At 70.8% G+C, this 23,749-nt stretch carries 20 protein-coding genes; 10 read left to right on the top strand and 10 right to left on the bottom strand.

Annotated features, from left to right (window positions below; all coding sequences use genetic code 11):
- Nucleotides 1-19: 19 nt before the first annotated feature.
- Complete coding sequence (locus tag AC1P0E_RS23850) at nucleotides 20-802, top strand: SDR family oxidoreductase (protein ID WP_482744169.1); 783 nt, start codon at nucleotides 20-22, stop codon at nucleotides 800-802.
- An 8-nt stretch (nucleotides 803-810) separates the two neighbouring features.
- On the opposite strand, the gene AC1P0E_RS23855 is transcribed toward AC1P0E_RS23850, so the two are convergent.
- From AC1P0E_RS23855 to glgX, 3 genes are read right to left on the bottom strand one after another with little or no spacing between them, the layout of a single operon-like run.
- On the bottom strand, nucleotides 811-2,784 hold the full coding sequence (locus AC1P0E_RS23855; RefSeq protein ID WP_482744170.1) for an ABC transporter ATP-binding protein: 1,974 nt from the start codon (nucleotides 2,782-2,784) through the stop codon (nucleotides 811-813).
- Nucleotides 2,781-4,592 carry an ABC transporter ATP-binding protein gene (locus tag AC1P0E_RS23860; RefSeq protein WP_482744171.1) on the bottom strand — a complete coding sequence of 604 codons (1,812 nt, stop codon included), beginning with the start codon at nucleotides 4,590-4,592 and terminating at the stop codon, nucleotides 2,781-2,783. The genes AC1P0E_RS23855 and AC1P0E_RS23860 overlap by 4 nt, the downstream gene beginning before the upstream one ends.
- A gap of 34 nt (nucleotides 4,593-4,626) precedes the next feature.
- A complete protein-coding gene (gene glgX, locus AC1P0E_RS23865; protein ID WP_482744172.1) occupies nucleotides 4,627-6,939 on the bottom strand; it encodes a glycogen debranching protein GlgX in 2,313 nt (770 codons plus the stop codon).
- A gap of 166 nt (nucleotides 6,940-7,105) precedes the next feature.
- On the opposite strand from glgX, the gene AC1P0E_RS23870 reads away from it, so the two are divergent.
- The 6 genes from AC1P0E_RS23870 to AC1P0E_RS23895 all read left to right on the top strand — a co-directional run bounded on the left by AC1P0E_RS23870 (nucleotide 7,106) and on the right by AC1P0E_RS23895 (nucleotide 13,774).
- Nucleotides 7,106-8,305: a L,D-transpeptidase gene (locus AC1P0E_RS23870; protein WP_482744173.1), complete on the top strand. Its 1,200-nt coding sequence runs from the start codon at nucleotides 7,106-7,108 to the stop codon at nucleotides 8,303-8,305.
- Nucleotides 8,306-8,481: 176 nt separating this feature from the next.
- Nucleotides 8,482-9,744 (top strand): L,D-transpeptidase, encoded by a 1,263-nt coding sequence (locus AC1P0E_RS23875; RefSeq protein ID WP_482744174.1) that lies wholly within the window; start codon nucleotides 8,482-8,484, stop codon nucleotides 9,742-9,744.
- An 85-nt stretch (nucleotides 9,745-9,829) separates the two neighbouring features.
- Nucleotides 9,830-10,597, top strand: a complete 768-nt coding sequence (locus AC1P0E_RS23880; RefSeq protein WP_482744175.1) for an enoyl-CoA hydratase/isomerase family protein — start codon at nucleotides 9,830-9,832, stop codon at nucleotides 10,595-10,597.
- A gap of 258 nt (nucleotides 10,598-10,855) precedes the next feature.
- Nucleotides 10,856-11,371 (top strand): ATP-binding protein, encoded by a 516-nt coding sequence (locus tag AC1P0E_RS23885; protein WP_482744176.1) that lies wholly within the window; start codon nucleotides 10,856-10,858, stop codon nucleotides 11,369-11,371.
- 391 nt (nucleotides 11,372-11,762) lie between these two features.
- Entirely contained in the window at nucleotides 11,763-12,593 is an 831-nt protein-coding gene (locus AC1P0E_RS23890; protein WP_482744177.1) for a polysaccharide deacetylase family protein, read from the top strand.
- Nucleotides 12,590-13,774 carry a YncE family protein gene (locus AC1P0E_RS23895; RefSeq protein WP_482744178.1) on the top strand — a complete coding sequence of 395 codons (1,185 nt, stop codon included), beginning with the start codon at nucleotides 12,590-12,592 and terminating at the stop codon, nucleotides 13,772-13,774. The genes AC1P0E_RS23890 and AC1P0E_RS23895 overlap by 4 nt, the downstream gene beginning before the upstream one ends.
- 114 nt (nucleotides 13,775-13,888) lie before the next feature.
- On the opposite strand, the gene AC1P0E_RS23900 is transcribed toward AC1P0E_RS23895, so the two are convergent.
- Complete coding sequence (locus AC1P0E_RS23900; protein WP_482744179.1) at nucleotides 13,889-15,079, bottom strand: cytochrome P450; 1,191 nt, start codon at nucleotides 15,077-15,079, stop codon at nucleotides 13,889-13,891.
- A gap of 584 nt (nucleotides 15,080-15,663) precedes the next feature.
- Between AC1P0E_RS23900 and AC1P0E_RS23905 the strand changes: the two genes are divergently transcribed.
- Nucleotides 15,664-15,879, top strand: coding sequence for an EF-hand domain-containing protein (locus AC1P0E_RS23905; protein WP_482744180.1), 216 nt, complete (start codon nucleotides 15,664-15,666; stop codon nucleotides 15,877-15,879).
- Between the two features lie 43 nt (nucleotides 15,880-15,922).
- Here the strand turns inward: AC1P0E_RS23905 and AC1P0E_RS23910 are convergent, their stop codons facing one another.
- The 5 genes from AC1P0E_RS23910 to AC1P0E_RS23930 form a co-directional block, all read right to left on the bottom strand.
- Nucleotides 15,923-16,519 (bottom strand): PadR family transcriptional regulator, encoded by a 597-nt coding sequence (locus AC1P0E_RS23910; protein WP_482744181.1) that lies wholly within the window; start codon nucleotides 16,517-16,519, stop codon nucleotides 15,923-15,925.
- Nucleotides 16,520-16,557: 38 nt separating this feature from the next.
- Nucleotides 16,558-18,600, bottom strand: coding sequence for an oxidoreductase (locus AC1P0E_RS23915; RefSeq protein ID WP_482744182.1), 2,043 nt, complete (start codon nucleotides 18,598-18,600; stop codon nucleotides 16,558-16,560).
- A gap of 142 nt (nucleotides 18,601-18,742) precedes the next feature.
- Entirely contained in the window at nucleotides 18,743-19,921 is a 1,179-nt protein-coding gene (locus AC1P0E_RS23920; protein ID WP_482744183.1) for a serine hydrolase domain-containing protein, read from the bottom strand.
- 128 nt (nucleotides 19,922-20,049) lie between these two features.
- On the bottom strand, nucleotides 20,050-20,625 hold the full coding sequence (locus AC1P0E_RS23925) for a TerD family protein (protein ID WP_215127355.1): 576 nt from the start codon (nucleotides 20,623-20,625) through the stop codon (nucleotides 20,050-20,052).
- A gap of 173 nt (nucleotides 20,626-20,798) precedes the next feature.
- Entirely contained in the window at nucleotides 20,799-21,257 is a 459-nt protein-coding gene (locus tag AC1P0E_RS23930) for a GNAT family N-acetyltransferase (protein ID WP_482744184.1), read from the bottom strand.
- A gap of 171 nt (nucleotides 21,258-21,428) precedes the next feature.
- Between AC1P0E_RS23930 and AC1P0E_RS23935 the strand changes: the two genes are divergently transcribed.
- Nucleotides 21,429-22,178: a GNAT family N-acetyltransferase gene (locus AC1P0E_RS23935; RefSeq protein ID WP_482745878.1), complete on the top strand. Its 750-nt coding sequence runs from the start codon at nucleotides 21,429-21,431 to the stop codon at nucleotides 22,176-22,178.
- Complete coding sequence (locus AC1P0E_RS23940; RefSeq protein WP_482744185.1) at nucleotides 22,175-22,999, top strand: lysophospholipid acyltransferase family protein; 825 nt, start codon at nucleotides 22,175-22,177, stop codon at nucleotides 22,997-22,999. Before AC1P0E_RS23935 ends, AC1P0E_RS23940 begins: the two co-directional genes overlap by 4 nt.
- A gap of 4 nt (nucleotides 23,000-23,003) precedes the next feature.
- Here the strand turns inward: AC1P0E_RS23940 and AC1P0E_RS23945 are convergent, their stop codons facing one another.
- Nucleotides 23,004-23,639, bottom strand: coding sequence for a TetR/AcrR family transcriptional regulator (locus AC1P0E_RS23945; protein ID WP_482744186.1), 636 nt, complete (start codon nucleotides 23,637-23,639; stop codon nucleotides 23,004-23,006).
- Nucleotides 23,640-23,749 lie beyond the last annotated feature (110 nt).

The following is a 23,749-nucleotide window of genomic DNA, read 5'->3' on the forward strand; positions in this document are numbered from 1 at the left end:
GATCTGGAGGCTCGGGAAAGTGACGACGGACAGACCGACTTTGGTCACGGGTGCCACCGGCACACTGGGACGCCCCGTGGTGGACCGCCTGCTGGCGGACGGTGCTTCAGTACGGGCGATGAGCCGCCGCCCGCGGCGCGCGTACGACGACCGGCCGTACGAATGGGCGGTCTGCGACCTCGCGTCGGGCAAGGGACTCGAGGCGGCGGTGCGGGGCGTGGGAACGATCGTGCACTGCGCCACGAACGCCCGTAACGACGTGGCGACGACCCGGCGGCTGATCGACGCCGCCCGGCAGGCCGGCAACCCGCACTTCGTCTACATCTCGATCGTGGGCGTCGACCGGGTCCCCTTTTCCTACTACGACTCGAAGCTCGCGGCGGAACGGCTCGTCGAAGCCTCAGGACTGCCGTGGACGACCCTGCGCACCACGCAGTTCCACGACCTGGTCGCCGCCATGACCCTCGCCCAGCGGCGGCTTCCGGTGGCGCTGGTGCCGGCCGGCCTGCGCTTCCAGCCCGTCGAGGTCACCGAGGTCGCCGGGCGGCTCGCGCAACTCGCCCTGGCCGCCCCCGCAGGGCGGGTGCCGGACATGGGCGGCCCCGAGGTGCGCGACGCCGGAGACCTCGCGGCGTCGACACTGCGCGCGGCGGGCCGGCGTCGGCGGCTCGTGCCGGTTCGGCTGCCGGGCAAGACGTTCCGGGCGTTCCGCGAGGGCGGCAACCTGGCTCCTGACCGGGCCGTCGGGACGGTGACGTTCGAGGAGTACTTGAACGGGAGGGCGAAGGCGGACCGGCTGTGAACGGGCTGTCAGGCCAGACTGTCCCGCCAGGCCCGGTGCAGGCCGGCGAAGTGTCCCGTACCGCCGATGAGTCCGGCGGGGGTGCCGTCCTCGACGATCCGGCCGCGCTCCATCACCAGCACCCGGTCCGCGATCTCCACCGTCGACAGCCGGTGCGCGATCACCACTGCCGTACGCCCGCGCAGCACCGTGTCCATGGCCCGCTGCACCGCCCGCTCGCCCGGCACGTCCAGGGACGACGTCGCCTCGTCGAGGATCAGCACGGCGGGGTCGGCGAGCAGCGCGCGGGCGAAGGCGACCAACTGCCGCTGCCCCGCCGAAATCCGGCCGCCCCGTTTGCGTACGTCCGTGTCGTACCCCTCGGGCAGACCGCTGATGAAGTCGTGCGCGCCGATCGCCTTCGCGGCCCGCTCGATGTCCTCGCGGGTGGCGTCGGGGCGGCCGACGGCGATGTTCTCGGCGACCGTGCCGGAGAACAGGAACGCCTCCTGGGTCACCATCACCACCCCGCGCCGCAGTTCGGGAACGGCGAGATCGCGCAGGTCGGTGCCGTCGAGCAGGACGCGGCCCTCGATCGGGTCGTAGAAGCGCGCCAGCAGCTTGGCGAGCGTCGACTTGCCGGCGCCCGTCGAGCCGACGACGGCGACCGTCTGGCCGGCCGGGAGCGTCAGGCTGAGGCGCGGGAGGACCTCGCCGCCGGTGCGGTAGGCGAAGCTGACACCGTCGAAGACGACCTCGCGGCCCGGCCCGCCGCCGAGTGGGGCGGGCAGCTCACGCGGCTCGGCCGGCTCGCGGACGGTCGGGGTCTGCGCGAGCAGGCCCGCGATCTTCTCCAGGGACGCGGCCGCCGACTGGTAGGAGTTCAGGAACATCCCGAGCCGGTCGATCGGGTCGTAGAGCCGCCGCAGATAGAGAACGGAGGCGGCGAGGACGCCGAGCGCCAGGCTGCCGCCGGCGACCTGGTAGGCGCCCCACAGCACGACCCCGGCGACGGTGGTGTTGGCGACCAGCCGTGAGCCGACGACGTACTGCGCCATCTCCAGCAGACCGTCGCCGTTCGTCCGCTCGTGATGGTGGTTGAGCGCGCGGAACTCCGCGTCGTTCGCCCGCTCGCGCCGGAACGCCCGTACCGGCCGGATCCCGTTCATCGTCTCCGCGAACTTCACGATGACGGCGGCGATCGCCGTCGACCGCTTGCTGAAGATGACGGAGACACGGGCCCGGTAGCGCCGGATGAGCAGATACAGCGGTACGAACGACAGCACCGCGAGCCCGCCGATGCCCACGTCGAGATACAGCAGCAGCGCGCAGATGTAGACGGAGGACAGGACGACACCGATCAGTTCCTGCAGGCCCTCGCTGAGCAGCTGCCGCAGCGATTCCACGTCGGTCGTCGACCGGGAGATCAGCCGCCCGGAGGTGTACCGCTCGTGGAAGTCGACGCTCAGCGCCTGCGCGTGCCGGAAGATCCTGCCGCGCAGGTCGAGGAGTACGTCCTGGTTGACGCGGGCGGCGAGCCGGGTGAAGGCGTACTGGAGCAGGCCCGCGCCGACCGAGCACAGCAGATAGCAGACGGCGACGACGACCAGCGGCCCGAAGTCGTCGCGTCGCAGGGCCGGTACGCCCCGGTCGATGGCATACGCGACGAGCAGCGGGCCGGCCTGCACCGCCGCCTGCTGGAGCAGCAGGATCAGCGTGGTGACGCCGACCCTGCCCCGCCGGGGCCGCAGCAGGGAACGCAGCAGCGCCCCCGTCGCCCCTTTCGGCGCGGGCAACGCGTCCCGGTCGAACGGGTCACCGTCCCGCTCCCCGCCCCGGGCGGTCCCGGCTGCGGTCTGGTCCCCGGCCCCCGCCCCGGCGGCGCCCGCTGTGCCGGGCGTGCGCTCGTTCGGCGGCTGCGGCTGCGGATTCGCCTTCGGGGGCGGCCAGGTCCGGGCAGACTTCCGGTCGTCCTCCGCCTGGCCGTCCGCGGTCGTGGTCATGCGATGTCCCCCTTCTCGCCGACGGCCCCGCTGTCGCCCGCCCCGGACATCAGCCAGGCGTACTCGTCGCTGCTGTGCAGCAGTTCCTGGTGCGTGCCGACGGCCGTGATGCGGCCGTCGGAGAGCAGCGCCACCCGGTCGGCGAGCAGCACGGTGGACGGACGGTGCGCGACGACGAGCGCGGTGGTGTCCGCCAGTACGCGCCGCAGCGCCGCCTCCACCAGCGCCTCCGTATGCACGTCGAGCGCCGACAAAGGGTCGTCCAGGACGAGGAAGCGCGGCCTGCCCACCACCGCCCTGGCCAGCGCCAGCCGCTGCCGCTGTCCGCCGGACAGGCTCAGCCCCTGCTCGCCGACCCGGGTGGCCGTGCCCTGCGGCAGCCGGTGTACGAAGCCGGCCTGCGCGGTGTCCAGTGCCCGCGCCAGTTCGGCCTCGCCGTCGCCGTCGCCCGCGCCCATCAGGACGTTCTCGCCGACGCTCGCCGAGAACAGGGTGGGCTCCTCGAAGGCGACGGACACCAGCTGCCGCAGCCGCTCGCGCGTCATGGACGTGATGTCCTGCCCGTCGAGCGTGATCCGCCCGCCCGTCACTTCGTGCAGCCGCGGTACGAGCGTGGTGAGCGTCGTCTTGCCGCTGCCGGTGACTCCGACGAGGGCCATGGTCTCGCCCGGCCGTACGTGCAGATCGATATGGGCCAGGACGGGCGGACTCCCGTGGGGCGCGTCGGGGTAGCGGAACTCGACCCCGTCGAAGACGATCCCGCCCGGAGCCGCGGAGTGCTGAACGGCGGCGGGCGCGGAGACCACGTCTTCCGTCTCCTCCCGCGCGTCCATCACCTCGAAGTACCGCTCGGTCGCCGTCGCCGCGTCCTGGCTGATCGCCAGCAGGAAGCCGATCGACTCCACCGGCCAGCGCAGCGCCAGCGCCGTCGACAGGAACGCCACCAGCGTGCCCGCCGACAGGTCGCCGTCGGCGACCTGGACCGTGCCGAGGACCAGCGCCGCGCCGACGGCCAGCTCCGGCAGGGCCGTGATGGTCGCCCATATCCCCGCGAGCAGCCGGGCCTTGGTCAGTTCGGTGCCCCGCAGCGTCAGCGACAGCTCCCGGAACGCGTGGGCCTGACTGCGGTGGCGGCCGAACCCTTTGATGACGCGGATGCCGAGCACGCTCTCCTCGACGATCGTCGTCAGATCACCGACCTGGTCCTGGGAGCGCCGCGCGACCAGCGAGTACTTCGACTCGAAGACCGAGCAGAGCACCACGAGCGGAATCGCGGGCGCCAGCAGCACCAGCCCCAGCGACCACTGCTGTTGGAGGAGGATGACGAACCCGACCAGGATCGTCACCCCGTTGACCAGCAGAAACGTCAGCGGAAAGGCCAGGAACATCCGCAGCAGCATCAGATCCGTCGTGCCGCGCGACAGCAACTGCCCCGACGGCCACCGGTCGTGGAAGGCCATCGGCAGCCGCTGCAGATGCCGGTACAGATCGTCCCGCATCGCCGCCTCCACCCAGGCCAGCGGCCGCGCCACCAGCCACCTACGGAGGCCGAAAAGCACCGCCTCCGTGAGCCCGAGCAGCAGCACGAACAGCGCGCCGAGCCACACCCCGCCCGGGTCCCCCTCCGCCACCGGGCCGTCCACGATCCACTTCAGGACGAGCGGGATGACCAGGCCCAGGCAGGAGGCCAGCACCGCGACAAACGCCGCGCAGGCAAGGCGCGTTCGCACCGGACGCACGTATGGCCACAGGCGCAGCAGTGAACGTACGGCCGATCGGTCCTTGGTGGGTCCATCCGTTCCTGTCATCAGGATCGAGCGTACGGTTCACCACTGACAGCGCTCATTGAATTTCGGTCGTCAGCGCCTTCAGCAGGAGCACCGATCTGGCCGGCACGGTGATCACCCCGCCCGCCGGATGCACCGTCCCCGGCCCGTCCTCCTGGCTCTCCCGCGAGGTGTCGACGACCAGTTCGTACGCCCGCGCCCACGGCGGCCCGGGCAGCACGAAAATCGCCGGGCCTTCCCCCGCGTGCAGTACGGCGAGAAAGCTGTCGTCCGCGATCTTCGCTCCGCGTGCGTCGCGTCCCGGGATGTCACGGCCGGACAGGTAGAAGCCGACCGTCGAGGCCGGCGCGTACCAGTCCTGCTGTGTCATCTCCTCCCCGTGCGGGGTGAACCACGCCAGGTCGCGCAGCCCGTCCGCCGTCTGCGGCCGCCCCGAGAAGAACGCGCGCCGGCGCAGCACCGGATGCGCGTGGCGCAGGGCCAGCAGGCGCGATGTCAGCTGGAAGAGCTCCCGCCAGCCGGGATCCTCGAGGAGCGACCAGTCGATCCAGCTGACCTCGTTGTCCTGGCAGTAGGCGTTGTTGTTGCCGCCCTGCGTACGCCCCATCTCGTCGCCCGCGATCAGCATCGGCACGCCCGTCGACAGCAGCAGCGTCGTCACCAGATTGCGCAGCTGCTGCCGGCGCAGCGCGTTCACGCCGGCGTCCTCGGTCTCACCCTCGGCGCCGCAGTTCCACGAGCGGTTGTCGTTCGTCCCGTCCCGGTTGCCCTCGCCGTTCGCCGCGTTGTGCTTCTGGTGGTACGACACGAGGTCCCGCAGCGTGAAGCCGTCGTGCGCGGTGACGAAGTTGACCGAGGCGTACGGACGACGGCCGCCCCACGCGTACAGATCGCTCGACCCCGACAGCCGGTATCCCAGGTCCCGCACATCCGGCAGCGCACCCCGCCAGAAGTCCCGTACAGCGTCCCGGTAGCGGTCGTTCCACTCCGTCCACAGCGGCGGGAAGGCGCCGACCTGGTAGCCGCCGTTGCCCACGTCCCAGGGCTCCGCGATCAGCTTCACGCGCCGCAGCACCGGGTCCTGCGCGATCACCGCGAGGAACGGCGACAGCATGTCGACGTCGTGCATCGAGCGCGCGAGCGCCGCCGCCAGGTCGAAGCGGAAGCCGTCCACGCCCATCTCGGTGACCCAGTACCTGAGCGAGTCCGTGATCAGCCGCAGGACGTTCGGCTGTACGACGTGCAGGGTGTTCCCGCAGCCCGTGTAGTCGGCGTACCGCCTGGCGTCGTTCTGGAGGCGGTAGTAGCCGCGGTTGTCGATGCCGCGCAGCGACAGCGTGGGTCCCAGCTCGCCCGCCTCCGCCGTGTGGTTGTAGACGACGTCGAGGATGACCTCGATACCGGCCGCGTGCAGGGCCCGCACCATCTCCTTGAACTCGCCGACCTGCTGCCCGGCCGTCCCCGACGCCGCATAGCCCGCGTGCGGCGCGAAATAGCCGATCGAGTTGTAGCCCCAGTAGTTGCGCAGGCCGCGCCGCAGCAGGTGGTCCTCGTGGGCGAACTGGTGCACGGGCAGCAGCTCGACCGCCGTCACCCCCAGCCGCTGGAGATGCTCGATCGCCGCCGGATGCCCGAGTCCGGCGTACGTACCGCGCAGCTCCTCGGGAATGCCCGGGTGCAGCTTGGTGAAGCCGCGTACGTGCAGTTCGTAGATGACGGAGTCCGCCCACGGCGTCTTGGGCCGCCGGTCGTCCACCCAGTCGTCGTCGGGCGCGTCGTCGTGCACGACCACGCCCTTGGGGACGTACGGCGCCGAGTCGCGGTCGTCGCGCACCGTGTCCGCGACGCTTTGCTGCGGCCAGTCCCTGACGTGCCCGTACACCTCACCGGGCAGCGTGAAGTCCCCGTCGACGGCACGCGCGTACGGGTCGAGGAGGAGCTTCGCGTGGTTCCAGCGGGCGCCGGTCCACGGGTCCCAGCGGCCGTGCACGCGGAAGCCGTAGCGCTGTCCCGCCCGTACGCCCGGTACGAAGCCGTGCCAGATCTCGTGGGTCAGCTCGGTCAGCGGGCAGCGCGTCTCGGCGCCGTCCTCGTCGAAGAGGCACACCTCCACGGCCTCGGCCCCGCCCGCCCACAGCGCGAAGTTGGTGCCCGCCACGCCGTCGGGCCCGACGCGAAAGCGCGCCCCCAGAGGGGTCGGCGCTCCGGGCCACACCGGCGGTCCGCCCGGGCCGCGCCCCGGGCGCCGCCCGTTGACCGCGACCGGGGCGGGTGAGGGGGCGGGCGCGGGGCGGCGGTCGCTCACCGCCCCGGGCACCGCTGCCCGCACCGCCTCCTGTACTGCCTCCTGCTCGGGTGCGCTGGACACCTGAAAGCCTCCCGCGGCTCGTTGGGACCGGCGGATCCTTGAGGCCGTACGGCGTCCCGGCCGTGGCCCCCTCGCGCGGTCCTCCCACCTGTTCTTCCCGTAACGGGGCTCGTACTCACGTTTCCCCTGGAGGGGGGCGGTCGTTGGGCCGGACGTGAGAGACGCAGTGAGACGCGCGCGGGCGGCCCTGGCCGCCGCACTGGCAGGGGCGGCACTGATCGCCGGGTCGGCGGGATGCACGGCCGACGGCGATTCGCTGTTCGGCGGGAAGCCGCGTTCCCCCGAGGACACCATCCGGATCGTTCCCGAGAACGGGGCGAAGGGGATCAGGGCCGACGGCCGCATCGAGGTGAGGGTCCCCGACGGGCGGCTGGAGCGGGTTCAGGTCGTACGGGTCGAGGACGCCGACCAGCACGAGGTCACGGGCAGGATCGCCGACGACGGACTGAGCTGGCGGCCGGACGCGGGGCCGCTGCGGCTGGCCGCGAAGTACACGGTCGACGCGGTCGCCGTCGACGGCCACGGCCGCCGCTCGGCCCGGCACACCTCGTTCACGACGGTCGTCCCCGAGCACCGCTTCATCGGCTACTTCAAGCCGGAGAACCGCTCCACCGTCGGCACCGGCATGATCGTTTCCTTCTCGTTCAACCGTGCCGTCGTCAACCGCGCAGCGGTCGAACGCGCCATCAAGGTCACCTCGCAGCCGCCGGTGGAGGTGTCCGGCCACTGGTTCGGCGCCCAGCGCCTGGACTTCCGGCCGCGCCAGTACTGGAAACCGGGCACCCGCGTCGGCATCGATTTGCGGTTGCGCGACATCGAGGCGGCGCCCGGCGTGTTCGGCATCCAGCACAAGGCCGTCGGCTTCACGGTCGGCCGCTCCCAGGTCTCCACGGTGGACGCGCAGACGCACACGATGGTGGTACGGCGCGACGGTGCGAAGCCCGTGCGGGTGCCCGTCAGCGCCGGCGCGCCGAAGACCACGACGTACAACGGGAAGATGGTCGTCACGGAGCTGTACGACGTGACGCGGATGGACGGCGCGACCGTCGGCTTCGGCGGCGAGTACGACATCCCCGACGTCCCGCACGCGATGCGGCTGACGGCTTCGGGGACCTTCCTGCACGGCAACTACTGGGCCCCGCCGGAGACGTTCGGATCGGTCAATACGAGCCACGGATGCATTGGGCTGCGCGATGTGAAGGGCGGCAGTCCGGACACCCCGGGCGGCTGGTTCTTCGACCGCACGCTCGTCGGGGACGTGGTGGAAGTGGTGAACTCGCGCGACCGGAAGGTGGCTCCCGACAACGGCCTCGGCGGCTGGAACCTGGACTGGAACCGCTGGAAGGCCGGTTCCGCACTCCTCTGACCACGGCTGACCTGCGTGTGCCCGCACCGGTTTCACAGCTACTTGGAACTGAATGGTGACAAACACGGGGAGCCCGCGACATGCCCGGTGTGATTACCATTCACCAGGCGCGCGGTTGCTGCGCGTGGGGGTGCGGGCCATGGCTGAGGCCAGGCCGTGCGAGGGGAGAACAACACGTGAAAAGGCAGCCGATACCGGGGACATCGGCCGGAGCACGTCGGGGGCGCGGATCTCGGCGCGGGGGCCCGGGACTGCTGGCCCTGCTGCTGGGGGCGATGCTGCTGTTCGTCACAGCGTGCGCGGGCGGCTCGGGCGACGGTGCCGGCGACGGCAAGGGCAAGAAGGACGGGGCGGGGAAGGCCGCCGACACCAAGGCGTCACAGGCGGTGGTGACGATCGCGCCCAAGGACGAGGCGAAGAACGTCGCCACCAGCGGTGCTCTGAAGATCGGCGCGGACAAGGGCAAGCTGACGTCCGTCAAGGTCGAGGACACCAAGGGCAACGAGGTCGAGGGGAAGATCACCGGCGGCGGCACCTCCTGGGAGCCGACGCACCACCTCGGCGCCGCGACCAAGTACAAGGTCCACGCGATCGCGAAGGACTCCGAGGGCCGTGAGTCCGCGAAGGACACCACCTTCACCACGCTGGTACCGAAGAACACCTTCGTCAGCTACTTCACGCCCGAGGACGGCTCCGAGGTCGGCGTCGGAATGCCGGTCTCGCTGCGCTTCAGCCGTGGCATCACCGCGCCCGAGGACGTCGAGAAGGCCGTCAAGGTGACCGCCGAGCCGTCGGTGCCGATCGAGGGCCACTGGTTCGGCAACGACCGCCTCGACTTCCGCCCGGAGAAGTACTGGGCCAAGGGCACCAAGGTGACGCTGAAGCTGAACCTCGACGGCGTCGAAGGCCGGCCCGGTGTGTACGGCAAGCAGTCGAAGACCGTGAAGTTCACGGTCGGCCGCAGCCAGGTCAGCGTCGTGGACGCCAAGGCCAAGACGATGACGGTCGAGCGCGACGGCAAGGTCTTCAAGACCATCCCGATCACCGCCGGTGCCCCGTCGACGACGACGTACAACGGCCAGATGGTCATCAGCGAGAAGTACCAGGTGACGCGCATGAACGGCGCCACCGTCGGTTTTGGTGGCGAGTACGACATCAAGGACGTACCGCACGCGATGCGCCTGTCGACCTCCGGCACCTTCATCCACGGCAACTACTGGGCGGGCGCGAGCACCTTCGGCTCGGCGAACGTCAGCCACGGGTGTGTGGGCCTGCGGGACGTACGGGGCGGGTGGGACAAGGAGGCTCCGGCCGCCTGGTTCTTCAACAACTCGATCCTGGGTGATGTGGTCGTCGTGAAGAACTCGCACGACAAGCAGATCCAGCCGGACAACGGCCTCAACGGCTGGAACATGTCCTGGGACCAGTGGAAGAAGTAACACCGCTGTACGTACGTACGGGCCCGGTGCGCTGTGATCGAGCGCACCGGGTCCGTTGTCGTTAACGGGGGCTAACCTCGTTCGTATGACTGTGAATCTCGAAGTCTCCGAGGGCGTCGGCACCATCCGCCTGGACCGCCCCCCGATGAACGCGCTGGACATCGCCACCCAGGACCGGCTGCGCGAGCTCGCCGAAGAGGCGACCCGGCGCGACGACGTGCGCGCCGTGGTCGTCTACGGCGGCGAGAAGGTGTTCGCGGCCGGCGCGGACATCAAGGAGATGCAGGCGATGGACCACGCGGCGATGGTCGTACGCTCCAAGGCTCTCCAGGACTCCTTCACCGCCGTCGCCCGCATCCCCAAGCCCGTCGTCGCCGCGATCACCGGCTACGCGCTGGGCGGCGGCTGCGAGCTCGCCCTGTGCGCCGACTTCCGTATCGCCGGGGACAACGCCAAGCTCGGCCAGCCCGAGATCCTGCTCGGCCTGATCCCCGGCGCGGGCGGCACGCAGCGGCTCGCGCGGCTCGTCGGCCCTTCCAAGGCCAAGGACCTGATCTTCACCGGGCGGCACGTGCGCGCGGACGAGGCGCTGACGATCGGTCTGGTCGACCGGGTCGTGCCGGCGGCCGAGGTGTACGAGCAGGCGCACGCCTGGGCGGCGAAGCTCGCGCAGGGCCCCGCGATGGCGTTGCGGGCGGCCAAGGAGTGCGTCGACGCGGGTCTTGAGACGGACCTGGAGACCGGGCTCGCCATCGAACGCAACTGGTTCGCGGGGCTGTTCGCCACCGAGGACCGCGAGCGCGGGATGCGCAGTTTCGTCGACGAGGGCCCGGGCAAGGCCAAGTTCCTCTGACGGGCGGCAAGTTGGCGTGAAGTTGGCGGGTACTCCTCTCGGGCGGATTAACCCAGCCTTAACGGAGCCTGAAGGCGGCCTTGTCGGCGCGCCTGCGTGATCACTCGTACGCACTGCGTAACCGCAGGTCAGTCGGGCGCGGCGGGGTATTTTCTGCCACCGGCATATGCCAATGCGCACCCGGGGGCGGGGTGGTTCCGAGGGACCGAATCCCCCGGAACGGCCCCGGGCGGCGTTACGGGCGGCCATGATGGGGGCATGGCGGGGCTGGAGGATGTGGAGCAGCCGCGGCCGCGCGGCAGCGCGACCGCCGCGCGGTGGACGTCGGCCGTCGAGGACGAACAAGCGTTCAAAGCAGTCGAGTTGTTCGGGAATCCGACGGACGAAGAAGTCCGGCTGCCCTCCCGTCCGGAGTCGGCGGCAACGGCGCGGCGGCTCACGCACTGCGTGGTGTTCCGTCAGTGGGGGCTCTCCCCGCAGACCGCCGAATACGCGGTGCTGCTCGTCTCGGAACTCGTGGGCAACGCGGTGCGGCACACCGGCGCCCGTGTCTTCGGGCTGCGCATGCTGCGCCGCAGGGGCTGGATAAGGATCGAGGTGCGCGACCCGTCGCGCGGCCTGCCCTGTCTGATGCCCGTGCACGAACTCGACACCAGTGGCCGTGGGCTTTTCCTGGTCGACAAACTCTCCGACCGGTGGGGCGTGGATCTGCTGCCGCGCGGCAAGACGACCTGGTTCGAGATGCGGGTCAGTGACCGCACCACCGAGCGCTGAGGAACACGCGATCGAGGGGCGCACAAAAGCCCCCTGCGGGCCGGGGTGCGGCACTTCGGGGGCTTCTGTGGAGCGCCGTGGAACGGGGGGGGGTGTGATCCACGGCTGCTTGTAATGACGACCTGGCCCGGGTCAATGGGGGTCGTGGCACCGACTATGGCAGACAGGTGAGCAGGCGCCAAAAGCCCTTACCGGTCAGAAGTTGTGCAATACGGGTCATTCTTGGGATGAATCGCAGGTGAGCTGGGCCACTTGCCTGGTAAAGGGTGCATAAGTATGGGCTCTGGCGCGTGAATCCTTTCCTGGTGCGGGTGTGTGGCGACCAGGGTGCGGCGACCCACTGGGCCCCGAATTGGCTCAATCATTACCTTTTGCTCGCATTACCCCTTAAATGGGGCGCGTGACACTGACATGCCGCCGCAGCGTCCTGCGCGCCGGAGCGGGAGCGGCCGGGGCGGTCGTCGCGGGCGCGCTCGCCACCGGCTGCGGGGCGGGCGCCGGGTCACCCGTCCCCGTACCGTCCGCCGATCCCTCCGCCGATGCCCCCACCGGTTCCACCGCCGCGTCGAAACAGCCCGCGCCGCCGCGCCCGGCCCCCGCCCCCCACCGCTTCCCCGGCCTGCCCGCCCAGATCACCCACGGCCCGCGCGACCGCCCCCGCGTGGCCCTCACGTTCCACGGCCAGGGCGACCCGGCCACCGCGAAGGCCGTACTCGCCGAGGCCGAGCGGGGCGGCGCCCGCCTCACCGTCCTCGCGGTCGGCAGCTGGCTCGACGCCCATCCTCAGCTCGCCCGCCGGATCCTCGACGGCGGCCACGACCTCGGCAACCACACCCAGCGCCACCTCACCCTCTCCGCCATGGGCGAGCGGGAGGCGTACGCCGAGATCAGCGGCTGCGCGGACCGGCTGCGCCGGCTCACCGGGTCCATCGGCACCTGGTTCCGGCCCTCGCGCACCCAGTACGCCACCCCGCTCGTGCAGAGGCTGGCGCGCCGGGCCGGCTACCCGCATGTCCTCTCGTACGACGTCGACTCGCTCGACTTCACCTCGCCCGGTGCCCCGGCCGTCACCCGCAAGATCACTGGGGAAATCCGCAACGGATCCGTGGTGAGCCTGCACTTCGGTTACGCGGACACGGTCGCCGCCATGCCCGCCCTCCTTGACCAACTCGACCGCCGCGGCCTGCGCGCGGTGACCACCACGGAGCTGCTGACCCGATGACGACAATCATTCGACGTACGACCGCGCTGCTCGCCGGCGCCCTCCTGGCCGCCCTCGCGGGCTGCGCCGACCCCGACGCGAAGGGCCTGGCCGAGGGGCTCGGCACCAAGGGCGCCGCGAAGCCGGCCGAGGTGAAGAAGACCGCGCCCGCCGGGCTGCCGGGGATGCCGCCGGTGCTCGACCCGAAGGACGTGTACGCCGCCGACCGGCCGAACAAGCTGTCGCCGGTGGTCAAGAACTTCCCGTCCCGCGTCTACGTCCCCAACACCAACTCCAACACGGTGTCGGTGATCGACCCCAAGACGTACAAGGTCATCAAGACGATCCCGGTCGGCGTCCAGCCGCAGCACGTCGTCCCGTCCTGGGACATGAAGACCCTGTGGGTCAACAACAACCGCGGGCACACCCTCACGCCGATCAACCCGGCCACGGGCGCGGTGGGCAAGCCGGTGGAGGTGCACGACCCGTACAACCTCTACTTCACGCCCAACGGCAAGTACGCCGTCGTCATGGCGTCGATGGACCGCGAACTGGTCTTCCGCGACCCGCACACCATGGACCGCGTCAAGACCGTGCCGGTGACCTGCGCGGGCGTCAACCACGCGGACTTCTCCGCCGACGGCCGGTACTTCGTCGTCTCCTGCGAGTTCTCCGGCGAGCTGCTCAAGGTCGACACCGAGAAGATGGAGGTCGTCGGCCAGCAGAAGCTGCCGTTCGAGGGCGCGATGCCGCAGGACGTGAAGATCTCGCCCGACGGCAAGAGGATCTACATCGCCGACATGATGGCGCACGGCATGTGGGTCCTGGACGGCGAGAAGTTCACCACCCCCGAGCTGCTGCCGACGGGCAAGGGCTGCCACGGCCTCTACGTCTCGCGCGACTCCAAGGAGATGTACGTCTCCAACCGGGGCGAGGGGTCCGTCTCCGTCTTCGACTTCGCCAAGAACAAGCTGACGAAGAAGTGGCACCTGCCGGACGGCGGCAGCCCCGACATGGGCGGTGTGTCGGCCGACGGCAAGGTGCTGTGGCTGTCCGGGCGTTACGACTCGGAGGTGTACGCGATCGACACCACCACCGGCAAGCAGCTCGCCCGCATCCCGGTCGGCGGCGGCCCGCACGGCCTCGCGGTCTACCCCCAGCCGGGCCGCTACTCACTGGGCCACACAGGCATCTTCCGCTGAGAGGCGGCGCCCCGCGGGCGTGTCCTCGAACGCCGGACGGGCCGGATTTTGTCCCTGGGCGACTTCCGCCCCTCCGGCGTTCGGGGGGCGGGCAGGGCACACACCCCACGCCACCTACCAAAGCACCGGCAGCCGTTCGGGCAGCCGCTTGATGAAACCCGTGCGCCACACCAGTTGCTCGGCCGGGACCGCCAGCCCCAGCCGCGGCATCCGGTCCACCAGCGCCGCCAGCGCCGTCTCCGCGTGCGCGCGCCCCAGCGTCGACGCCGGGCAGAAGTGCCGGCCGCCGCCGAAGGCGAGATGCGGGTTGTGTTCGCGGTTCAGATTCAGCGTCTCGGGGTCCTCGAAGACCTCCGGGTCGAAGTTCGCGCCCTCGACGAGGACCAGGACCAGTTCTCCCTTGCGTACGAGCACGTCCCCGAGCTGTACGTCGGCGAGGGCGAGGCGGGGCAGCCCGTCGCCGACCGACAGATTCCAGCGCAGCAGCTCGTCGACGGCCCGGCCCATCCGGTCGGGATGGTCGCGCAGATACCCGATCAGTTCCGGCCGCTGGAGCAGCGCGAGCACAGCCAGCACCAGGAAGGAGGAGGTCGAGACCGCGCCCGCGCCGAACAGCGAGGCGGCGACGGTCGCGAGCATCTCGTCCGTCAGATGCGCCGACTCCGCGTCCTCCCGCAGCGCCGCCAGCTCGCCCAGCAGCCCCGAGCGTTCGGACGCGGGCGCGTTCAGCCGCTCCACCATGTAGCCGACGTCCTTGTACCAGTTGAGCTGCGAGCCCTCGAAGGGCTGCGCGCTGGTCATGAACGCGATGTCCAGGCTCGACATGAGCCGCGGCCAGTCCTCGAACGGCACCCCGAGAATCTTGCAGTGCAGCGCCGCCGAGAAGGGGTCGGCGAACCCCGCCCGGAGGTCCACCGGCGGCCCCCAGGCCATCAGGTCGTCGATGAGCCGGTCCGCGGTGACGCGCAGCCAGCCGTGCAGCCCCTCACCCGTGGGCGGGTTGAGGGCCTTCATCACCGCCCCGCGCAGCCCGGCGCTGCTGATGTTCCCCATGTTGTTGACGACCTCGGGCGGGACGGTCAGCGCGTACTGCCGTGGCACGCCGGGAGCCGCCGTGTCCTTGAGGCTGAACCGCTCGTCCTCCAGCACTTGCTTGGCCAGTGGATAGCTGCTCACCAGCCAGGCGCTGTCACCGGTCAGTGTGCGTACCCGGGCCACCGGCTGCTGCTCGCGAAGCCAGGAACACTCTTCGGGGAGTTCGTCGCCGCGCCGGGAGAGGGGGAATTCAAGCAGCTTGTCGGTCATCGTCCGCAGTCCTTCCGTAGGCATCGGGGCAGGCCAGGTGATAGCAGGAGAGGGAGGTGGGAACTCGCAGAATTCCGGGGCTGTCATCCGTCTTCGGCGGCGCGCCGGGCGGAATGCCCGGTGGTGTGACCGGGCGTCGCGTGAGTTCCGTGAGGGGTCTGACATTGAAATAGCTGTTACCCGGGGAGACCCCGATAAGGGCATGGTCGAATGCGTCAGTCGTGATGTCCACTGAAGGAAACGCCCTTGGCGCCGCTAGTCCCGGGGAGCCCTGTGCTCCTGGTGTGGCGGCGACGCCATGAAGTTATCGCCCGGCGGCGGAGAGTTACGAAGCCGCCCCTGGTATTGGCCGGAACTAAGCACTCCGCGGCGGAAAATGTGCCGTCCCCACGTAGCAAATGTTTTACGGAGAAATACTTCAGTACGCCACCATCAAGGCTTCGGAGCCCACCGGCCGGTACCCCGCCCCCCGGCGCAGGTCCAACTCCGGGGGGCCGGGCGTCCAAGCACGGGTGCCCGCCGTGGCCGGTGACCGGCCCGATAATCTGTGCGGGTTCTGATCAGCACCAGAAGGGGTGGACCCAGTGGCGGACATCGAGTCGGCGCGCAAGGCTTTCGAGCGGTACGACCTCAACGGGGACGGGACGATCTCGGCGGTCGAGTACAAGAGCGTCATGGCGCAGCTCGGTGACCCCTACGTCACCGAGACGGTGGCCCAGGCCGTGATCAACTCCCACGACGGCAACGGTGACGGCAAGCTCACCTTCGACGAGTTCTGGGCGTCCCAGAACAAGGGCTGAGGCGCGGACCGACGCCGCGCACGGCTACGGGCCCGGAATCCGCTCAAGCCGTGGATTCCGGGCCCGTACGCGCGTCGGCACCCTGGCTTGCGCCCATGCCCGCGCGCATGTCCTCGAGTTCCGCCCGCGCCGCTTCGAGCCAGCCGACCCAGAAGTTCTCCAGATCGATCCCGGCACGCAGGACCAGATACCGCAGCCGGTCGCCCTCGCTGCCCCCGCCGTCGCCGAAGTCCCGCTCCTCGATCGCCCGGTACTCCGCCAACTGCGCCCGGTGGAGCGCCAGATGGCGCCGCACCTCGGCCTCCAAGCCCTGCGGGCCCACCACTCCTGCCGCGCGCAGGCGCAGCAGGAGGGCGTCACGGATCGGCTTGGGGTCCTCGATCTTCCCCACCCACGCGGCCAGTTCCTCGCGGCCGGCCGGCAGGACCTCGTACTCCTTCTTCTGCCCGCGCGTCGGCTGCTCCGGCCGGGGCAGGGCCCGGATCGCGCCCGACTGCTCCAGCTTGGCCAGCTCGCGGTATATCTGCTGATGCGTGGCGGACCAGAAGTAGCCGATGGACTTGTCGAACCTGCGGGTCAGCTCCAGCCCGGACGACGGCTTTTCGAGCAGTGCGGTGAGGATGGCGTACGGGAGAGACATGAGCGCATCTTAGGTAGGGCGTCCCCGTCGGCTCCCCGTCACAGGGCGGCCGCGAGCTCCGTTCCCTGCCGGATCGCGCGCTTGGCGTCGAGCTCGGCCGCGACATCGGCGCCGCCGATGAGGTGCACGGGCAGCCCGGCGGCGAGCAGGGTGTCGTACAGCTCGCGGCGCGGCTCCTGGCCGGTGCACAGGACGACCGTGTCGACGGGGATCAGCCGCTGCTCGCCGTCGACCGTGACGTGCAGTCCCTCGTCGTCGATACGGTCGTACGCCGCGCCCGCGACCATCGTGACGCCGCGGTGCTTGAGCTCGGTGCGGTGGATCCAGCCGGTGGTCTTGCCGAGTCCGGCGCCGACCTTGGTGGCCTTGCGCTGGATCAGGGTGACGGTGCGGGTCTGCGGGGCGCGCACCGGGGCCTGGAGGCCGCCGCGCGAGCCGTACTCCATGTCGACGCCCCACTGGGCGAAGAAGACCTCGGGGCTGAGACTCGCGGCGTCGTCGGCGCTCGTGGACGTGTCGGTGAGGAACTCGGCCACGTCGAAGCCGATGCCGCCCGCGCCGATGACCGCGACGCGGTCACCCGCCTTCGCGTCGTCACGCAGGAGGTCGAGGTAGCTGACGACGCTGGGGTGGTCGATGCCGTCGATCTCCGGGACGCGCGGGGTGACGCCGGTGGCGAGGACGATCTCGTCGTAACCGGCGGCGGTGAGGGACTCGGCGGTGGCGGGCGTACCGAGACGGACTTCGACGCCGTGCTCGTCGAGCTGGTTGCGGAAGTACCGCAGCGTCTCGTTGAACTCCTCCTTGCCCGGCACCTTGCGCGCGATGTTGAGCTGGCCGCCGACCACGTCGGAGGCGTCGTACAGGGTCACCGTGTGACCGCGCTCGGCCGCCGTCACCGCGCAGGCGAGGCCGGCGGGCCCGGCGCCGACGACGGCGACGCGCTTGGAGCGACGGGTGGGGGAGAGGACCAGCTCGGTCTCGTGGCAGGCGCGCGGGTTGACCAGGCAGGAGGTGATCAGGCCGCTGAAGGTGTGGTCGAGGCAGGCCTGGTTGCAGCCGATGCAGGTGTTGATGGCGTCGGAGCGGCCGGCCTTGGCCTTGGCGACGAAGTCGGGGTCGGCGAGGAAGGGGCGGGCGAGCGAGACCATGTCCGCACAGCCGTCGGCGAGGAGTTCCTCGGCCAGTTCGGGGGTGTTGATGCGGTTGGTCGTCACGAGGGGGATGTTCACCGAGCCCATGACGCGCTTCGTCACCCAGGCGTACGCGCCGCGCGGCACGGAGGTCGCGATGGTGGGGATGCGGGCCTCGTGCCAGCCGATGCCGGTGTTGATGATGGTCGCACCGGCCGCCTCGATGGCGCGGGCGAGCGTGATGACCTCGTCGAGCGAGGAGCCGCCGGGGATCAGGTCGAGCATCGACAGCCGGTAGACGAGGATGAAGTCCGGGCCGACGTGCTCGCGCACCCGGCGGACGATCTCGACGGGGAAGCGCATGCGGTTCTCGTACGAGCCGCCCCACCGGTCGTCGCGGTGGTTGGTGTGGGCGGCGATGAACTCGTTGATCAGGTAGCCCTCGGACCCCATGATCTCCACGCCGTCGTACCCCGCCGACTTGGCCAGGCCCGCCGCACGGACGAAGTCCTCGATGGTCTCCTCGACCTCGGCCTCGGTCAGGGCGTTCGGGGTGTACGGGCTGATGGGGGCCTGGATCGCGCTGGGGGCGACGAGGTCGGGGTGGTAGGCGTACCGGCCGAAGTGCAGGATCTGCATCGCGATCCTGCCGCCCTCGCGGTGCACGGCATCGGTCACCTGCCGGTGCTGGGCCGCTTCCTCCGGCGTGGTGAGCTTCGCACCGCCGGGGTACGGGCGGCCCGCGTCGTTGGGGGCGATGCCGCCGGTGACCATGAGGCCGACGCCGCCGCGGGCGCGGGTCGCGTAGAACTCGGCCATCCGCTCGAAGCCGCGCTCGGCCTCTTCGAGTCCGACGTGCATCGAACCCATCAGCACGCGGTTGGGCAGGGTCGTGAAGCCCAGGTCGAGGGGGCTCAGCAGATGCGGGTACTCAGTCGTCGGACTCATGCCGCAATGTGTAGTCCACCGAGGCCGTGTTGTGCAACAAGTTGCATAAGCGGTGCGGTGTTACTTCGGCTACATCCGCGACGAGGTGTGCCGAGCGGGTCGTCCATACCGTCACCGGTGAGTACGGCACGCTCGGCGGTGGTCATCGCGCGCTGTAGACCGCTTCCACCAGCGCCATCTTGCGCGGGTCGTCCGCGATGTTCGGGCCCATCCGGTTCATGACGTACCCCATGGCGATGTCCGCCTCGGGGTCGGCGAGCCCGCAGGAGCCGCCGAAGCCGTCGTGGCCGAAGGCCCGCGGGTTGGGTCCGTACGAGCCGCGCGGGCCGCTCAGCCACAGGCCCAGCCCGATCTCCGTGTCGTGGCCGAAGCCCGTGCCGAGCACCAGGTCCCGGCAGCTGCCCTGCCCCTCGCGGGCCCGCTCGGCGGCCTCGGGGGAGAGCACGCGGTGCTCGCCTGACCGGCCGCCCCGGGCGAAGATCCCGTACAGGGCGGCCACCGCGCGGGCCGTGCCGTGACCGTTGGCGGCGGGGATCTCGGCGGCCCGCCACTCGAGGGTGTTGGCCTGGGCCGCGCCGGGGCCCGGGTTGATCAGGGCCGCGAGGGCGACCGGCTCCAGCGCGGCGAACATCGCCGCCCGTTCGCCGTCGGGCTCGGCACGCGGGTGCACGAGTTCGGCGGCGCGTCCGGCTTCCTTCTCCGGCAGCCCCATCGTGAAGTCGATGCCGAGCGGCCCGGTGACCTCCCGGTGCAGGAACTCGCCCGGCAGCAGGCCGGTGACGCGCCGGACGACCTCGCCGACCAGGAAGCCGTACGTGATCGCGTGATAGCCGGACCGCGTGCCCGGCTCCCACCACGGCTCGGTCGCCGCCAGCCGCGCGCAGGTCAGTTCCCAGTCGTACAGCTCGGCGAAGGTGTGCGGCTCGCGCAGCCCGGCCAGCCCCGCGCGGTGCGAAAGAAGGTGGCGTACGGGAATGGCTTCCTTGCCGGCGGCTGCGAACTCCGGCCAGTACGACGCGACCGGGGCGTCAAGGTCGAGCAGCCCGCGGTCGGCCAGCAGATGGGCGCACAGCGCCGTCGGCCCCTTGGTCGTCGACCACACGTTGACCACCGTGTCCCGCTCCCAGGGCCGGCTGCGCCCGCCGTCGGCCCAGCCGCCCCACAGGTCGACCACGGTCTCCCCGCCGGCCAGCACGGTCACGGCCGCACCCAGCTCCCCGCGCTCCCGGAAGTTCTCCTCGAACGCGGCGCGCACGGCGGCGAACCGGTCGTCGCAGTGGCCATGGATCTGCGGCACGTTCCGAGGCGTGGGCTGGCTCATCGGCCCTCCAGGCGGCAGTCGGCTTTCGAGGAACGTACCGACTGGTCGGACTGGTGGGAAGAGGCCACGCGTGGCGAACCGGGCTGTCCGTGCCGGCACTCCGGCACGGACAGCCCCGCGGCGGCGTATCAGATGTTGACGCCGAAGTCCGTCGCGATGCCGCGCAGGCCCGAGGCGTACCCCTGGCCGACGGCACGGAACTTCCACTCCGCGCCGTTGCGGTAGAGCTCGCCGAAGACCATGGCGGTCTCGGTCGAGGCGTCCTCGGAGAGGTCGTAACGCGCGAGCTCCTTGTTGTCCGCCTGGTTGATGACCCGGATGAAGGCGTTGCGCACCTGGCCGAAGCTCTGGCCGCGGCTCTCGCCCTCGTGGATCGACACCGGGAAGACGACCTTGTCGACCTCGGCGGGAACCGTCGACAGGCCCACCTTGATCTGCTCGTCGTCGCCCTCGCCCTCACCGGTGAGGTTGTCACCGGTGTGCTCCACCGAGCCGTCGGGGCTCTTGAGGTTGTTGAAGAAGACGAAGTGCTGGTCCGACACGACCTTGTTGTTGACATCGACCAGCAGGGCGCTGGCATCGAGGTCGAAGTCGGTCCCGGTCGTGCTGCGTACGTCCCAGCCCAGGCCCACCGTGACAGCGGTCAGGCCGGGGGCTTCCTTGGAGAGCGAGACGTTGCCGCCCTTGGAGAGACTGACACCCATGAAGATCCCTGCTCAATCCGGCGCGGGCCGCGCCCTTTGACATCTCTTTGCCCAACCCGCCAACGCTTGCGCGGCCCGCTCAGTTCCCGTCGGTTCCCCTGAGTCCTCCGAATGGCGGCGCGACTGCTGCGTTTTTCGGGCGCGGCCCCCGGATCTCCGGCCGGACAGTCGGGTCAGCTGACCGGAATGACCAGTTCAGGGCGGTCCCACAGCACCGCGGGCGGGTTGGCGCGCTCGGTTCCGGTCCGCTCGCCGCCCACGCTCAGGTAGAAGCCCTCGGCCGGCGGGTGCGAGATCACGCGCACCCCGGAGATCCCCGCCGAGCGCGCCTCGCCGAGCATGTGCTCGGCCAGCAGACGGCCGATGCCGAGGCCCTGGGCGGAGTCGGCGACGAACATCAGGTCGAGCTCCGGCGGGTCGAGGACGAGGGCGTAGAACCCCAGCACCCGGCCGTCGTCGGGACCGACCGCCACGAAGACCCGGTGCGTCTCGATGTAGTCGGGCCCCACCCGGTAGCCGGCGACCATCGGGGCGTACTGGCCCTCGTAGGCGCGGGAACTGCGCACCAGCCTGGTGAGCCGCTTCGCGTCCCGTGCGGTGGCCCGCCGGATGGTCGTAATGCGTGAAGCCATATGGAGAGTATTACTCACCCCTCGTCGTCAAGGCGACAGCCGCCCGCCCCGCGAACCTCGCTGTTCATGCGACGGATCCGGCGGCCGACCCTCCCCGTCACCGGGACGACCGTCACCGCCGCCATGCTCCTTGCGCGATCGGCCACGAACCGGACGGAGAACGGCACCCTCATGCACTCCATAGCCACCGCCCTGACGCCCACCAGCTCGTACGTCACCTCCATCGCGGACTCCCAGGAACAGATCCGGGCGGCGCAGCGGCTGCGGTACCGGGTCTTCGGCGAGGAGATGGGCGCGACCCTCGACTCGCCCCTGCCCGGGCACGACATCGACGCGTACGACGACCTCGTGGACCACCTCGTCGTCACCGACAGCGCGACGGGCGAGGTGGTCGGCACCTACCGGCTGCTCCCGCCCGGGCGCACCGAACGGTCCTACTCCGACAGCGAATTCGACCTCCGGGCCCTGGACGGCCTGCGCCCCGCCATGATCGAAGCCGGCCGGTCCTGCGTACACCCGGATCACCGCTCGGGCGCGGTGATCAACCTCATGTGGTCCGCGCTCGCCCGCTACGTCCTGCTCTCCGGCCACCGCTACCTGGCAGGCTGTGCCTCCGTACCCCTGGCGGACGGCGGCACGGCCGCGGCCGGCGCCTGGCTGCTCGGCACGGCCAAGCACTCCTCGCCGCCCGAGCTGAGGGTCCACCCCCGCCGGCCCTGGACGCCCGTCGAACTGCCGAACAGGAAGCCGAGTTACGCCGACCTGCCGCCGCTGCTGCGGGGCTACTTCCGGCTCGGAGCGTGGATGTGCGGGGCGCCCACCCACGACCCCGAGTTCGACGTCGCCGACTTCTTCGTCCTGCTGGACATGAACCGGCTGGGGGACCGCTACCGTCGCTATTTCCTTGGCGAGACCGCGTGAACCCGTGGGCCGTGGACGCGGGATGCGGTCCTGACTGCGCCGCCCACGCCGCCCCGCAGGTACCGATGGCGGAGTCCGTACGCCGGTGGGCCGGGCTCGCCTGCGCGATCGCCCGGGCCGTGTCGAGGGGCGAGCGGCTCGCCGAACCCGAGGTGCTGCGCGAGAGGGCCGGGAGCATCCTCGGCGCCCTCGGCGTACGGCTGTTGGCAGGCCCGGGACCGCTGACCGTACCGGGCCGGACGTCAGGCCCCGGCACGCTGATCGTGGCCAATCACATCTCCTGGCTCGACGTCGTCGCCGTACTCGCCGTGGAGCCCGTGACCCTGCTGGCCAAGCGTGAGATCGGCCAGTGGCCGGTCGTCGGCACCCTCGCGCGGCGCGTGGGTGCCCGCTTCATCGACCGCGAGCGGCCGCGTGAACTGCCGTATGCCATGGCTGACTTGGCCTCGGCCCTTCGCTCCGGCCGGTCCGTACTGGTCTTCCCCCAGGCCACCACCTGGTGCTCGGCGCCCGGCGGCCCGTTCCGGCGGGCCGCGTTCCAGGCGGCGCTCGACGCGGGCGCGCCCGTCCGGCCGGTGACGATCGCGTACGAGCAGACGGGCGCCCCCAGCACGGTGGCCGCGTTCCTGGGCGAAGAGGACTTCGTCACCTCGCTGCGGCGGGTGGCCGGTGCGTCCGGTCTGGCGGTACGTGTCACCGCCCACCCACCGCTGCCCCTGACCGACCGGCGGTCGCTGGCCGCGGCGGCCAGGGCGGCCGTCGGCGGTCCGCAGCCGCTCGTGCGGTCGGGCGGGGGTGTGGGCGGGACGGACTTGGCTTGACGCCCTACGGCGCCGCGAGCTGGGCGGCGAGTCCGTCGAGGATCAGGCGCAGGCCCAGTTCGAAGCCGCGGTCGTCGAGGGCGGCGAGGCCGTCCGGATGGGCGTCCGACGACTCCAGGGAGTCGGCGAGGGCCGGGTAGTCGGGGCGGTAGCCGGCCGGGGTGCGCGTGAATCCGGCGGCGAACGTCTCGAGGGCGGAGCCGAGGACGAGGTAGTCGAAGGCGGCGGCTGCCTCCGCCGCCCGTTCCGGAGTGCACCCCGCACGTATGAGGGTGGACAGCAGGGCGTCGTAACCCCGCAGGGCCTTGTCGGCCTCGACCCGGCGGCGGGCGACCAGGGCGATCACGTTCGGGTGGCGCAGGTACACCCGGCGGTATCCGCGCGCGTACTCGGCGAGACCCTCGCGCCACCGCGGGTCCTGGAGCGGGCGGAGATCGATCTCCTCGTTGATGAGTTCCGAGGCCGCGTCCAGCAGGTCGTCCTTGGAGGCGACGTGGTGGTAGAGCGAGGCGCCACGGACTCCGAGACGCTCCGCGAGCGCCCGCATTTTGAGGGCCTGAGGGCCTTCCTCGTCGAGGAGTTCCAGCGCGGCGCGCGCGATGATCGCGCGGCTCAGCAGCGGCTGACTCGGTCGGGCCATGGTGGCGGCTCCCCCTCTTTCGCCGGTCAGGTTACTCGGCGGCAGGGGCTTCACAAGAGGACGGGGGCGGGTTACGGTCCCCGCAGTCCATAAACCTAACAACGTTAGAT

This window comes from Streptomyces sp. TRD_SC_5 (assembly GCF_056836825.1).

Coding starts and splice junctions, on each gene's coding strand:
- AC1P0E_RS23855 (WP_482744170.1), bottom strand. CDS start 2,784: ATGACCACGACCGCGGACGGCCAGGCGGAGGACGACCGGAAGTCTGCC.
- AC1P0E_RS23860 (WP_482744171.1), bottom strand. CDS start 4,592: ATGACAGGAACGGATGGACCCACCAAGGACCGATCGGCCGTACGTTCA.
- AC1P0E_RS23880 (WP_482744175.1), top strand. CDS start 9,830: ATGACTGTGAATCTCGAAGTCTCCGAGGGCGTCGGCACCATCCGCCTG.
- AC1P0E_RS23885 (WP_482744176.1), top strand. CDS start 10,856: ATGGCGGGGCTGGAGGATGTGGAGCAGCCGCGGCCGCGCGGCAGCGCG.
- AC1P0E_RS23890 (WP_482744177.1), top strand. CDS start 11,763: ATGGGGCGCGTGACACTGACATGCCGCCGCAGCGTCCTGCGCGCCGGA.
- AC1P0E_RS23895 (WP_482744178.1), top strand. CDS start 12,590: ATGACGACAATCATTCGACGTACGACCGCGCTGCTCGCCGGCGCCCTC.
- AC1P0E_RS23900 (WP_482744179.1), bottom strand. CDS start 15,079: ATGACCGACAAGCTGCTTGAATTCCCCCTCTCCCGGCGCGGCGACGAA.
- AC1P0E_RS23910 (WP_482744181.1), bottom strand. CDS start 16,519: ATGTCTCTCCCGTACGCCATCCTCACCGCACTGCTCGAAAAGCCGTCG.
- AC1P0E_RS23915 (WP_482744182.1), bottom strand. CDS start 18,600: ATGAGTCCGACGACTGAGTACCCGCATCTGCTGAGCCCCCTCGACCTG.
- AC1P0E_RS23920 (WP_482744183.1), bottom strand. CDS start 19,921: ATGAGCCAGCCCACGCCTCGGAACGTGCCGCAGATCCATGGCCACTGC.
- AC1P0E_RS23925 (WP_215127355.1), bottom strand. CDS start 20,625: ATGGGTGTCAGTCTCTCCAAGGGCGGCAACGTCTCGCTCTCCAAGGAA.
- AC1P0E_RS23930 (WP_482744184.1), bottom strand. CDS start 21,257: ATGGCTTCACGCATTACGACCATCCGGCGGGCCACCGCACGGGACGCG.
- AC1P0E_RS23935 (WP_482745878.1), top strand. CDS start 21,429: ATGCACTCCATAGCCACCGCCCTGACGCCCACCAGCTCGTACGTCACC.
- AC1P0E_RS23945 (WP_482744186.1), bottom strand. CDS start 23,639: ATGGCCCGACCGAGTCAGCCGCTGCTGAGCCGCGCGATCATCGCGCGC.